The 12156-nt window shown below is 64.3% G+C and carries 11 protein-coding genes; 7 read left to right on the plus strand and 4 right to left on the minus strand.

The genetic code is table 11. From position 1 onward, the window contains the following. Nucleotides 1-44 precede the first annotated feature (44 nt). From ABID37_RS08430 to ABID37_RS08440, 3 genes are all read left to right on the plus strand, one after another. Complete coding sequence (locus tag ABID37_RS08430) at nt 45-1508, plus strand: aldehyde dehydrogenase (RefSeq protein ID WP_354193807.1); 1464 nt, start codon at nt 45-47, stop codon at nt 1506-1508. 107 nt (nt 1509-1615) lie between these two features. Next, a complete protein-coding gene (locus ABID37_RS08435; RefSeq protein ID WP_354193808.1) occupies nt 1616-2317 on the plus strand; it encodes a GntR family transcriptional regulator in 702 nt (233 codons plus the stop codon). Nucleotides 2318-2369: 52 nt separating this feature from the next. Beyond that, complete coding sequence (locus ABID37_RS08440; RefSeq protein ID WP_354193809.1) at nt 2370-3272, plus strand: dihydrodipicolinate synthase family protein; 903 nt, start codon at nt 2370-2372, stop codon at nt 3270-3272. 25 nt (nt 3273-3297) lie between these two features. Here ABID37_RS08440 and ABID37_RS08445 read toward each other — a convergent pair whose 3' ends face one another. Continuing rightward, nucleotides 3298-3759: a MarR family winged helix-turn-helix transcriptional regulator gene (locus ABID37_RS08445; protein WP_354193810.1), complete on the minus strand. Its 462-nt coding sequence runs from the start codon at nt 3757-3759 to the stop codon at nt 3298-3300. A gap of 130 nt (nt 3760-3889) precedes the next feature. Between ABID37_RS08445 and ABID37_RS08450 the strand changes: the two genes are divergently transcribed. Together ABID37_RS08450 and ABID37_RS08455 are read left to right on the plus strand one after the other, a co-directional pair. Continuing rightward, nucleotides 3890-4336: a VOC family protein gene (locus ABID37_RS08450; protein ID WP_354193811.1), complete on the plus strand. Its 447-nt coding sequence runs from the start codon at nt 3890-3892 to the stop codon at nt 4334-4336. A 139-nt stretch (nt 4337-4475) separates the two neighbouring features. After that, a complete protein-coding gene (locus tag ABID37_RS08455) occupies nt 4476-5708 on the plus strand; it encodes an MFS transporter (protein ID WP_354193812.1) in 1233 nt (410 codons plus the stop codon). 68 nt (nt 5709-5776) lie between these two features. On the opposite strand, the gene ABID37_RS08460 is transcribed toward ABID37_RS08455, so the two are convergent. Both ABID37_RS08460 and ABID37_RS08465 read right to left on the minus strand, forming a co-directional pair. Then, nucleotides 5777-7264, minus strand: a complete 1488-nt coding sequence (locus tag ABID37_RS08460) for a pyridoxal phosphate-dependent decarboxylase family protein (RefSeq protein ID WP_354193813.1) — start codon at nt 7262-7264, stop codon at nt 5777-5779. A 13-nt stretch (nt 7265-7277) separates the two neighbouring features. Continuing rightward, nucleotides 7278-8366 carry a PLP-dependent cysteine synthase family protein gene (locus ABID37_RS08465; RefSeq protein WP_354193814.1) on the minus strand — a complete coding sequence of 363 codons (1089 nt, stop codon included), beginning with the start codon at nt 8364-8366 and terminating at the stop codon, nt 7278-7280. A 125-nt stretch (nt 8367-8491) separates the two neighbouring features. On the opposite strand from ABID37_RS08465, the gene ABID37_RS08470 reads away from it, so the two are divergent. After that, the gene (locus ABID37_RS08470) at nt 8492-10495 is read left to right on the plus strand and encodes a transcriptional regulator (protein WP_354193815.1); all 2004 of its coding nucleotides are present in this window, start codon (nt 8492-8494) and stop codon (nt 10493-10495) included. A gap of 11 nt (nt 10496-10506) precedes the next feature. Here the strand turns inward: ABID37_RS08470 and ABID37_RS08475 are convergent, their stop codons facing one another. Beyond that, entirely contained in the window at nt 10507-11070 is a 564-nt protein-coding gene (locus tag ABID37_RS08475; protein WP_354193816.1) for a LysE family translocator, read from the minus strand. Between the two features lie 156 nt (nt 11071-11226). Here ABID37_RS08475 and ABID37_RS08480 point away from each other — a divergent pair, with 156 nt between their 5' ends. Further along, nucleotides 11227-12111: a LysR family transcriptional regulator gene (locus tag ABID37_RS08480; RefSeq protein WP_354193817.1), complete on the plus strand. Its 885-nt coding sequence runs from the start codon at nt 11227-11229 to the stop codon at nt 12109-12111. Nucleotides 12112-12156 lie beyond the last annotated feature (45 nt).

The following is a 12156-nucleotide window of genomic DNA, read 5'->3' on the forward strand; positions in this document are numbered from 1 at the left end:
GCGACGCGGCCGGGCGGTCGCGCCGCACACCCAGGGAGCAGGCCATGCAGCGTTTCCAATACTACATCGACGGCACCTTCTCGGATGGCGAGGCCCGGTTCGAAAGTCTCGATCCCGCGACCGGCACCCCCTGGGCCGAAATGCCCGAGGCCCGGGCGGCTGATGTCGAGCGCGCAGTGGCGGCGGCATACCGGGCCTTGCATGAGGGTGAATGGCCCCGTTTGACCGCCACGCAGCGGGGCAAGCTGCTGTCGCGGCTGGCCGATCTGATCGCGCAGAACGCGCAGCGGCTTGCCGAACTGGAAACCCGGGACACCGGCAAAATCATCCGCGAAACAGCAGCCCAGATCGCCTATGTGGCGGATTATTTCCGCTACTATGCCGGGTTGGCGGACAAGATCGAAGGCGCGCATCTGCCGATCGACAAGCCGGATATGGAAGTCTGGCTGCGCCGCGAACCGATCGGCGTCGTCGCCATGATCGTACCGTGGAACAGCCAGCTTTTCCTTTCGGCGGTCAAGCTGGGTCCGGCACTGGCGGCCGGCTGCACCATGGTGTTGAAAGCTTCGGAGGACGGGCCTGCGCCGCTCCTGGAATTCGCCCGCCTCGTGCATGAAGCCGGGTTCCCGCCCGGAGTGGTCAACATCATAACCGGTTTTGGCCCGACCTGCGGCAGCGTGCTGAGTTCGCACCCGAAAGTGGCGCATATCGCGTTTACCGGCGGGCCGGCGACAGCACGTCATATCGTGCGCCACTCTGCGGAAAACCTTGCCTCGACCTCGCTGGAACTCGGGGGAAAATCACCCTTCATCGTCTTTGCCGATGCCGATCTCGACAGTGCCGCCAACGCGCAGGTGGCCGGAATTTTCGCCGCCTGCGGTCAGAGCTGCGTCGCGGGATCGAGACTGATCGTGGAACGCGGCGTCAAGGATGTCTTCTTGTCGAAGCTGAAGGCCAAGGCAGAAGCCATCCGCATCGGCGGCCCGCTGGACATGGCGACCGAGGTGGGCCCCTTGGCCACCCTTCGGCAGCGCGAGCATATCGACGCCCTGGTCGGCCGCGCCTTGCAATCCGGTGCGCGGCTGGTCTGCGGCGGGTCCGCACCCCGGCGGGAAGGATACTATTACCTGCCTACCATTCTGGATTGCGATGGAACCGACTCGCCCTCATTGGTCGAGGAATTCTTCGGTCCTGTTTTGTCGGTGGTATCTTTCGAAACCGAGGAGGAAGCCATCCGTATCGCCAATGACACCGAATTCGGACTGGCCTCGGGCGTCTTCACCCGTGATCTGGCGCGGGGCCATCGTTTGATCCGGCGCATCAGGGCAGGTGTGGTCTGGGTGAATACCTACCGCGCAGTTTCGCCCATAGCCCCGTTCGGCGGCTTCGGCATGTCGGGACACGGGCGTGAGGGCGGACTTGCGGCGGCGCTCGATTACACGCGCACCAAGACGGTCTGGGTGCGCACCTGTGACGATCCGTTCCCGGACCCCTTCGTGATGCGCTGATCCGGCACACCATTGAGAATATTGTGAAAACCGGGCAAGGGGATATGGTGTCCGGGCCCGGATTCCACAGCGCACCGGGCGCGGGAGAAGAGGACGGCGGAGCGGGAATGGATCAGGAAGGCGCAGCCACGGAGCTTCGGGTCGAACGGCCGGGCAAGACCTTGCGCGAACTCGCGCTCGGCAACCTGCGCGATGCGATTCTCCACGGCGTCTTCCGTCCCGGCGACCGGCTCGTCGAGCGCGATCTGGTGGAGCGCATGGGCGTCAGCCGCACCATCGTGCGCGAAGCCCTGCGCCATCTCGAGTCCGAAGGACTGGTCAGCACGGAGGGCAGCAAGGGGCCGATCGTCGCGCGGCTCGATCTGGCTGTTGCCGAACAGATCTACGAGGTGCGCGGTGCGCTTGAGGCCATGGCCGCGCGGCTTTGCGCGGAAGCCGACGATCCGACCATCGTGCCGGAGCTGGAAGCCGCGCTGGCCGGGATCCGCGCCGGCTATGCCGCTCACGATCTGGCCGAGGTGCTGAACCAGACTTCGGAGTTTTACCGCATCCTGTTCGGCAAGGTGAATCGTGACGTCGCCTGGGATATCGTCAAGCTTCTGACGGTCAGGATCAACCATCTACGGTCGATGACGATCCAGACGGAGAACCGCAACGTCGAGGGACCGGCCCAGATGGCCCGTATCGTCGAAGCGATCCGCGACCGCGACGGTGAGCGGGCCGCCGCCGCCGCGCGAGATCATGTCCGCAGGGCCGCCTCTATCGCGCGTGAGGTCTTTCTGGCCAGCAGGGACGAGAGGATAGACTGACGCAGCCGCTCACGTTGCCGGATGTACGGTGTTAGCCGGCAGGAAGACGATGATGACCCTGTTTACCGGCCTTTCGGCCTTTTCCATCACTCCGACGGATGTGGTAGGACGCGTCGACGCGACCGCGCTTTCGGGTCTGCTCGAACGGATCAGCACAGCCGGCGTCAACTCGATCGGCCTCCTCGGCAGCACGGGCGGCTATGCCTTCCTGTCGCGTGAGGAGCGGCGACGTGCCGTCGAGATCGCCAGGGACAGCGTCGGCGGCAGGGTCCCTGTCATCGTCGGTGTCGGCGCGCTCCGCACGGATGAGGCGGAGACACTCGCCCGCGATGCAAGGACGGCAGGGGCGGACGGATTGCTGCTTGCGCCGATGTCCTACACACTGCTCAGGGAGGAGGAGGTGTTCCAACATATATCGGCGGTCGCCGGGGCCGGCGATCTGCCGCTTTGCATCTACAACAACCCCGGCACCACGCGCTTTGTTTTCAGCGAGGACCTGATTGCACGTCTGGCGCAGATGCCGAACATTGCAGCCATAAAGATGCCGTTGCCCGCCGATAACGACTTCCGCGGCGAGTTGGCACGACTGCGCGCCCATACACCGACGGACTTTGCCATTGGCTACAGCGGCGACTGGGGCGCGGCAGAATCGCTGTTGGCTGGTGGCGACGCCTGGTACAGCGTCATCGCCGGGCTTCTGCCGGCTCAGGCACGGGCGCTCGCAACCGCGGCCATGGCCGGGGACCGGCTTGAGGCGGAGCGACTCGACCGGGCGTTCCAGTCATTGTGGGATCTTTTTCGCGAGTTCGGCAGCTTCCGTGTCATGTACGCCCTCGCCGAGGCTCTCGGCCTGTGCCGGGCAATCCCGCCCCGTCCGATCCTGCCGCTCGATGCGGGCGCGGCGGCACGGGTCGAGGCAGCGCTTGAACATATCGGAGCCAACATCCGGCCTTGATCTCCCGGCGTCGCGGCAGGACCTATCAGGCCTCCTGATCGTCAGGCTTCGAAAGAAGGGCCAGATCGGAACGCAGGCGGTCCGGGTCGGGCAGGGTCGTTTCGATCGCCGCATGGACACGCATCCAGATCGGCACCGCTTCCACCAGCACGGCCCGGCCGGCAGCGGTCAAACGCAGCAGGCGGGCACGCCTGTCCAGCGGATCGGCCACCATCTCGACAAGGCCGCGGCGCTCCAGCGGCTTGAGATTGGCCGTCAACGTCGTCCTGTCCATGGCCAGCAGGGATGCCACGCTGCCAATGCTTGGCGGCGCTGGCCGGTTGAGCGACATGAGAAGTGAAAACTGCCCACTGGTGATGCCGGCCGGTTTCAGCTCGACGTCGAAGCGGCGTGCAAGCGCCCGCGCCGCTCTTTGCGCATGCAGGCAAAGGCAGGTGTCGCGCACCAGGAGCGTGGTTTGGTGGCCGGGTTTGTCAGGAGCATTCATTGGGAAGGTTGACAGTGTTGAATCTATTACGTTGATATCAACATAACCAAGGAGGCACAATCGGCATCGACGATCGCTTCCCGCGAGCGCTGGGCACGCACGCAACCCCCAATCAGAAGAGGAGATGACCATGAAGATTGTGACGAGCCTCAGCTTCCAGGGGCAGTGCCGCGAGGCATTCGAGTTCTACGCCAGGGTTCTGGGCGGAAAGATCACCGCTGCCATGGAGTATGCCGATGCGCCTCCCGGCATGCCGATCACCGACGAGAAGTACAAGACCTGGCTGATGCATTGCTGGCTCGAAGTCGGAGACCAGGCGCTCATGGGCGCCGACATGGATGCCCAATGGGCCCCCAATATCGACAAGCCCAAGAACGGTTTCGACGTCACCCTGCACACCGCGGACAAGGCCGAGGCCCAGCGCTGGTTCGACCAATTGTCCGAGGGGGGCAGGGCGGTCATGCCGTTCAGCGAAACCTTCTGGTCGCCCGGCTTCGGCTCGCTGGTCGACAGGTTCGGCGTTCCCTGGATGATCAACACCATACCTTCGGCAGACTGGAAGCCGCCGCAGGGCTGATCCTGTATTCAGGAAGTGCCGATAAAAATATCCAACCGGATGTCGGCACTGGCGCTCCTGACGCGTCCTTGGGGCATCAACCACCGTCCGGCGGCTGAGCAGGGCGCCGGGCGGTACAGGGTAGCTCTGGAGTGTCCCCATGAACCATCCCTATCGCTGGGTAATCGTCGCGGCGGGCGGCCTGCTGGGCTGTGTCGCGATCGGCGCCATGTTCTCGCTGCCCGTCTTCCTGCGGCCGATGGCGCAGGCGACCGGCTGGTCGGTCACCGGCATATCCACGGCGATGACGATCGGCTTCCTCGCCATGGCCGCGGCCAGCATGGTGTGGGGCGGCCTCTCCGACAAGTTCGGGCCGCGCCCGGTGGTGCTGACAGGATCGGTGGTGCTGGCCGCGAGCCTGGCGCTCGCCAGCCGGGCGGGATCGCTGGTGGAATTCCAGCTCCTGTTCGGCCTTCTGGTAGGTGCCGCGACCGCCGCCGTCTTCGCGCCGATGATGGCCTGCGTGACCGGCTGGTTCGACACGCAGCGCGGTCTCGCCGTCTCGCTGGTCTCCGCCGGCATGGGTATGGCGCCGATGACCATGGCGCCGCTCGCGGCCTGGCTGGTGACGATGCATGACTGGCGCACCGCCATGCTGATCATCGCCGGCATCGCGGCCGTCCTGATGATCCCCGCAGCACTGCTCGTGCGCCGCCCGCCGGCGCTGGAGGGCGGGCAGGCCTCGACGGCAACCGACGAACCGCGATCGGACATGACGGTCGGACAGGCGGTGCGCTCGCCGCAGTTCATCACGCTGATGCTGGCGAACTTCTTCTGCTGCGCCACCCATTCCGGCCCGATCTTCCACACGGTGAGCTATGCGGTGACCTGCGGCATCCCGATGATCGCAGCCGTGTCGATCTACAGCGTCGAGGGGCTTGCCGGCATGTTCGGCCGCATCGGCTTCGGCCTTGCAGGCGACCGCTTCGGTGCGCAGCGCGTCCTCGTCATTGGTCTGCTGGCACAGGCCTTCGGCGTGCTCGCCTATGTGTTCGTCTCGACGCTCGGCCCCTTCTACGCAGTGGCGGCGCTTGTCGGCTTCATCTATGCCGGCACCATGCCGCTCTATGCCGTCATCATCCGCGAGAACTTTCCACTCAAGATGATGGGCACGATCATAGGCGGTTCGGCGATGGCCGGCAGCCTCGGCATGTCGACCGGCCCGCTGCTGGGCGGCCTCGTCTACGACCGGTTCGACTCTTACACCCTGATGTATATCGGCTCCTGGGGCATGGGGCTTGCGGCAATGCTGATCCTGATGACGTTCCGGCCATTCCCCGAAAGGCAGAAAGATGAGGTGATGGCCGGAGCTCCAAAGGCAGCAGTGTCCTGACGAGTACGATCCTTTGGGGTCGGATGATCGCCCCCTATCGCCAGACCCCGGCGCATCGCCCGATGCCTTTACGAGCCAGCCAACACCGACCCCAGCTTCAAGGTTTCGGCGACGAGCAATTCCAGATCCTCGGGGCGTGTCCGGTGGTTGCAGATGGCCGCGCGCAGGCAGTGCTGGCCGCCGATGACCGTGTCGGACAGCGCGGCCACGCCGGTTTCCTGAAGCCTGATCATGATTTCGGTGTCCAGCGCCTTCAATTCCTGTTCTGTGAGGCCGGCAGGCGCATAGCGGAAGCAGACGATGTTCAATTCCGGCTCCGCCATCAGTTCGAGGGGCACGTTGTCGCGAATGAGATCGGCAAGGTGACGGGCCTGGGCAATGTTCTGGTCGATGAGCCGGCCGAACTTCGCGGTGCCATGCTCCATCAGGGCCATCCAGACCTTCAGCGCCCCGAAGCCCCGGCTGGTCTGGAGCCCGTATTCGTGCAGCCATTCGCCCGAGGCCAGCCCGCGCGCGGTGCCCTTGAGATATTCGGGCGAAACCGCGAAGGCCTGGCGATGCGCCTTGCGATCCCGCACGAGGACGCATCCGACCTCGAAGGGCGCATGCAGCCATTTGTGCGGATCGAGCGCAACGGAATCGGCGCGCTCGATCCCCTTGACCCGCCATGCGTTGTCGTGGGCAACAGAAACCAGCGCCCCGATACAGCCGTCGACGTGGAACCACATGCCTTCCTCGGCAGCGAAGTCGGCAAGCGCATTCAAGTCGTCAACGGAACCGGTGTTCACGGTCCCGGCCGTGCCGATGATGCAGGCAGGCTGGAAACCGGCCTCCCGGTCCTCATGAACGGCCGTTCGAAGGGCTCCGAGGTCGATGCGGAAGGCGGCATCGGTCGGAATGCGGCGCAGTGCCCTGTTGCCGAGGCCGAGGGTCTCGACCGCCTTGCGGTGGCAGGAATGAACTTGGTCGGAAGCATAGAAGCGAAGCGGCCGCTCCAGCGCACCCACTCCTTCCTCGCGCAGGTCGATCCCGGCCATGGCATTGCGGGCCACGGTGAGGCCAACGAGGTTGGCTACCGAGCCGCCATTGACCAGCGTGCCGCTCGCCGTCGGCGGCAGGCCGATCATGTCGCGAAGCCAGCCGACCACCTGCTGATCGACGAGCGCGGCGGCATGACTGCCGCCGCCAAGGTTGGATCCTTGCACGGCGGCGAGAAAATCGGCGAGCGCGCCGGTAAAATTGCCGGCTCCCATGTACCACGACCAGAAGCGCGGATGGACGTTGCCCATCGGATAGGCAAGCACGGTGCGTCGAACGATCTCGTATACCTCGTCCAGCGGCATGGGGCTCCAGGGCGGCGCCCCATGGAAAGCCGTCTCGACTTCCTCCGGCATCGGCCGCCATACCGGCCGGTCGCGCACGGTGCGTACATGCTCCACCGCATCATCCATCATCCGGTGGGCCAGTTCCGCCACGCGCGACCAGTCGACCGGATCGAGCGTTTCGGTGGGGTTCATGGCCGACGGATCCATCTTGCGGGCGATAAGATTCGCCATGACGGCCTCCCGCTCAGGCTGCGGCCAGCTGAAAGCCGGGCGTGGAGAGCGAAAGGGCCAGTTCCTCCTCGTCCATGTCGGCCGGGATCGTCTCGAACAGCGGCGTGGAGAGATAGCGCTCGCCCGTGTCGGGCAGCATGCACAGGATGACGGAGCCAGCCGGTGCGTTCTCCGCCACCTGCCGCGCGACGCCGAAGCTCGCGCCGCCCGAGATGCCGGTGAAGAGCCCTTCCTTCTGCGCAAGCATCCTGGTCCATTCCATGGCTTCCGGACCTGATATCGGCCGCACCTCATCATAGTACTTCCTGTCGATCGCTTCCTGCAGCACGTCGGGGATGAAGTCCGGCGTCCAACCCTGGATCGGATGCGGCTCGAAGGCCGGATGGCTCACAGCCGGCTGGCCCTGCGCACCGCGCTGCTGGGCGTGGCCGCTGCCGATGAGCTGGGCATTGGCCGGCTCGGCAAGCACGATCTTCGTCTCCGGGCGCTCGCGGCGCAGGACGCGCGACACGCCCACCACCGTGCCGCCGGTGCCATAGCCGGTGACGAACCAGTCAAACCGCGAGCCCGCGAAGTCGTTGACGATCTCGCGCGCGGTCGTCGCCTCGTGGATTGCGGCATTGGCCTTCGTCTCGAACTGGCGGGCAAGGAACCAGCCGTTCTTCTCGGCAAGCTCGACCGCTTTCAGATACATGCCGAAGCCCTTTTCCATGCGCGGCGTAAGCACGACCTTGGCACCGAGCATGCGCATCAGCCGCCGGCGTTCGACAGAGAAGCTGTCCGCCATGGTGACGACCAGCGGATAGCCCTTCTGGGCGCAGACCATGGCCAGCCCGATGCCGGTGTTGCCGCTGGTCGCCTCGACCACGGTCTGGCCGGGCTTGAGTGCGCCGCTCCTCTCGGCGTCCTCGATGATGGCGACGGCCAGCCGGTCCTTGACCGAGGATGCGGGATTGAAGAACTCGGCCTTGACGTAGATCGTCCGGCCGTCGACGCTGAGATTGTTGATGCGGATCGTTGGCGTGTCGCCGATCGTCTCCACCACGCTGTCGAACAGCCGTCCGCGGCCGCTCGTGGTCCTCGAAGCTTCCTTCATTGACATGTCGTCCTCCCTGGATGCGGCGCTCGCGACCGTCGGGCTCGGCGTCGATTGAGATTTTGCGATTGCAGGACCGATGCTAGAATGCGCGCTGGCGCCGCGGCGTGGGAGCCGGCGTTGGAGCGAGCATGGAATCGGATCGTTCCGCTTCAAAGCCGTCGGTGGCGGCGGTTGAACTGCGGCTGCTCGGGCCGTTGAGGGTGTTGCGCGCCGGCGTGGCGGCACCATTGCCCCCGTCTCGGAAAATCCGCCTGCTGGTCGCCTATCTGGCGTTAGCGTCGCACCCCGTATCGCGCGAGCGCCTCTGCGAACTCTTGTGGCAGGCGCCAAACGACCCGCGTGGCGAACTCAGATGGTGCCTGACCAAGCTGCGTGCGCTTCTCGATGAACCCGGGCGGTTGCGGGTGATCACCGATGAGGGCCGGGTGGCTCTCGACCTGCGCGATTGCGACGTTGATGCGCTCAGGGTTCTTTCGCTGTCAAAAAATGGGATCGGACAGCTCTCCGATGACGAGTTGGAGAGTTTGTCCGCCGCTTTCACAGGTGACCTGCTCGACGGTCTCGACGTCAACGGCAGTCCCGATCTCCAGCATTGGTTGACCTCGAGGCGCAGCGAATTTCGCTTGATCCAGGCAGAGATCGTCGTCGAGATCGGCCGCCGGTCGACACCGGGGACGTCGAAGGGACTTGCCGCAGCGAGGAACTGGCTGGAATGCGCGCCGTTCGACATCGAGGGCAACCGGCGTTTTCTGACGGAGCTCTTCCATCGGCACATGATCGAGGAGGGCGATCGTTACGTCGACGCAGCCGCGCGCAGCTTCGCATCGGAGGGCATCGACTTCGCTCCGGTGCGGGCCGCATGGGCGGCGATGCGGGTCGCCTCGACCGCACCGGCAGCAGCGGCATCAGGAGTTTTTGCCAACACTGGAAATGCCGTTTCGCGGCGCGCCTCCATTGCCGTCATGCCATTCACAGAGTTCGGCCGCGGCACGGGAAGACGCAGCGTGCTGGGGAATGCGCTGACCCACGACATCATCAGCAGGCTGGCGCGATTGCGCAGCCTGTTCGTCATTGCACGAGGCTCGGTCTTCGCCATCGCCGACGAGGCGCTCAGCGTGCGCGAGATCGGCGAGCGGCTCGCTGTCGACTACATCGCCAACGGCTATGTGCAACGCAGTGCCGACAACACCATCGTGACCGTGGAGGTTGCCGAGGCCGCCACTTCCCACGTCCTGTGGGCAGACAAGCTGGAGGCGGATGCGGTCGCCCACCTGCCGGTGCTCGATCACCTATGCGACGGCATCGTCTCGTCGATTGCGGCGGAGATCGAGACGGCCGAACGCAATCGCGCCCTCTTGAAGCCAGCGGACTCGCTCGATGCGTGGGAGTGTTTTCATCGTGGCCTGTGGCACATGTACAATTTCACGGCCGAAGAAAACGCGCGGGCCGCCGATTTTTTCCGGCAATCCGCCAAACTCGATCCAACTTTTTCGCGCGCTTACGCCGGTCTGTCTTTCACGCATTGGCAGAACGCCTTCCAGCGCTGGGAAGATCGGAACGCCCAGACAAAGCAGGCGCTGAAGGCGGCGGGCCACAGCCTGCAAGCCGACAGCCTGAACCCCAGCGCGCACTGGGCGATGGGACGTGCGCTCTGGCTCTGCGGGGAGGCGACCGAGGCTGTCCATGCACTGGAGCAATCCGTCGAACTCAGCCCGAACTTCGCGCTGGGGCATTATTCCGTCGCATTCATTCACTCCCAGAACGGTGATCCCGATGCGGCAATCGCCTCGTCGGACCATTCCCGCCTGCTCAGCCCCTGCGACCCGCTGCTGTTCGGCATGCTTGGTGCACGCGCCATGGCGCTGGTACGCCTGGGCAGGTTCGAGGAGGCTGCCGAATGGGGCATGAGAGCCGCGTCACGCCCAAACGCGCATGTGCATATACTGGCCATCGCGGCCCACTGTCTCGCCCTCGCCGGAGATATTGACGGAGCGCGGAGTCACGTGACGCGGATCAGGCGGCAGATCCCGGATTACGACGTGACGCACTTCCTTGATACATTCCGCTTCGACAAGGACATACAGTCCCTCTACAGGGGTGCGGCCCGACGGATCGGCCTCGCAGGGTCCTGAACTTCCTGTCCTTAGACATAGCGCAGCACGATGGCGATACTCAGTCCGACGAGGATGACACCGCTCGCCCTCGAAACCCAGGCAAGGGATCCTTTCGACGAGATTTGCGGCGAAGCAACGGATGCAATTCCGACCGAGGCGAGATCGGCGATCGAGAACGCGCCGTTGACGATGACGCCAAGTACCAGGAACTGCAGCCAACTGGGGAGCGCCGCTTCCGGGTTCACGAACTGCGGAAGGAACGTCAGGAAGAACAGCGCGGTTTTCGGATTGAGGACCTCCACGATGATGCTGTCCCGCAGCACCCTTGGGTGCGGGGCAGGGGTCTCTGCCCCATCCTGACGCTTCGGGGAAAACACCATCTTGCTGCCCAGCCACAGCATATAGAGCGCGCCGGCAAATCTGATGGCGGAGTAGAGAACCGGTGCATGATGGAGAAGCGCGGCCAGCCCGGCAGTCGCTGCCATGATATGCACATAGCAGCCAAGATGGACGCCAAGAGCGGCCATGAGGCCGGCCCTGTGACCATAGGCCAGCGTCTGTGCCGACATATAGAGGATGGCCGGTCCAGGCATGCAGGCGAAAGTCATCGTTGCAAGAGCAAAAGGAATCCAGGCTTCAAACGACAAGGTGACAGATCCCGTCTTTCGAGGGGATCAAGTCAATCAGCCTTCATTGATCATGAGAAACGATTTATTATCATGCTATTCAGTGCGTCATGAGGTAAATCGATGTTCGATATCCCGTTGCTTCGCACCTTCGAGGCAGTTGCGAACCTTTCGAGTTTCACCAAGGCCGGTCAGCAGCTGAACCTGACCCAATCCGCGGTCAGCGCTCATGTCCGCAGGCTTGAAGATCAGGCCGGATGCACCTTGTTCGAACGCAACACTCGAACGGTGGCTCTCACGCCGCAGGGGCAGGCGCTGCTCGGTTATGCGCGGGCAATCCTGCGCCTGAGCGAGGATGCCCGGAGCCTCATGAAAGGAAGCAGCAGCGCGTTCAACTTGAGGATCGGCGCGTCGGACGATTTAACGAGCACTTGGTTGCCGTCGGTCCTGAAGAAATTTCACGACGCGCGCGCGAGCAGGACACTGGAGATTCACATCTCGAATACCACGCTGCTGCTGGAGAGCATGGAGCGGGGAGAACTCGACTTGATAGTCGGGTGCAGATGCAGGGGGGAGCAGGCCGGCACGCATCTGTGGAGCGAACCGCTGGTATGGGCGTTCGGAAAATATCCGCTGGATCTCAGTGGCCCCATCCCCCTGGCCGTATTTCCCGAGCCCTGTCCCTATCGGGACGCAGCGCTTGCAGCGCTCGCGGCCATGAACCGCGCCTGGCAGATAACGACCGTCAGTCCCAGCCTCGGCAGCTTGACGGCAATGGCTGCGGCCGGGCTTGCCGTAACACCGCTCAACTCCAGCTCGGTTGCCCCATCGCTCTATTCTTCGGAGGTAAATCGTCAACTGCCGCCGCTGCCTGCCGTAGACTTTGTGGCCCATGTCCGGCCCGGCCTCTCGGAAGAAACCGCTCTCCATACGCGTTCGGTCATCGACTGGATCACGACCCACAGGCCCAGAGCCGATCTGGGACGCAGAGGTGAGGGGAAGATATAAGAACACCAGTGTTGAAGATGAGAACGCCTGACAGGGAGGCGATCC

It is taken from the genome of Aquamicrobium terrae (genome assembly GCF_040545735.1).
GTDB lineage: Bacteria > Pseudomonadota > Alphaproteobacteria > Rhizobiales > Rhizobiaceae > Mesorhizobium > Mesorhizobium terrae_A.

Bases quoted from the DNA above. Each gene is read 5' to 3' on its own strand.
- ABID37_RS08435 (WP_354193808.1), top strand. From the start codon at position 1,616: ATGGATCAGGAAGGCGCAGCCACGGAGCTTCGGGTCGAACGGCCGGGC.
- ABID37_RS08470 (WP_354193815.1), top strand. From the start codon at position 8,492: ATGGAATCGGATCGTTCCGCTTCAAAGCCGTCGGTGGCGGCGGTTGAA.
- ABID37_RS08430 (WP_354193807.1), top strand. From the start codon at position 45: ATGCAGCGTTTCCAATACTACATCGACGGCACCTTCTCGGATGGCGAG.
- ABID37_RS08465 (WP_354193814.1), bottom strand. From the start codon at position 8,366: ATGTCAATGAAGGAAGCTTCGAGGACCACGAGCGGCCGCGGACGGCTG.
- ABID37_RS08460 (WP_354193813.1), bottom strand. From the start codon at position 7,264: ATGGCGAATCTTATCGCCCGCAAGATGGATCCGTCGGCCATGAACCCC.
- ABID37_RS08450 (WP_354193811.1), top strand. From the start codon at position 3,890: ATGAAGATTGTGACGAGCCTCAGCTTCCAGGGGCAGTGCCGCGAGGCA.
- ABID37_RS08440 (WP_354193809.1), top strand. From the start codon at position 2,370: ATGACCCTGTTTACCGGCCTTTCGGCCTTTTCCATCACTCCGACGGAT.
- ABID37_RS08445 (WP_354193810.1), bottom strand. From the start codon at position 3,759: ATGAATGCTCCTGACAAACCCGGCCACCAAACCACGCTCCTGGTGCGC.
- ABID37_RS08455 (WP_354193812.1), top strand. From the start codon at position 4,476: ATGAACCATCCCTATCGCTGGGTAATCGTCGCGGCGGGCGGCCTGCTG.
- ABID37_RS08480 (WP_354193817.1), top strand. From the start codon at position 11,227: ATGTTCGATATCCCGTTGCTTCGCACCTTCGAGGCAGTTGCGAACCTT.
- ABID37_RS08475 (WP_354193816.1), bottom strand. From the start codon at position 11,070: ATGCCTGGACCGGCCATCCTCTATATGTCGGCACAGACGCTGGCCTAT.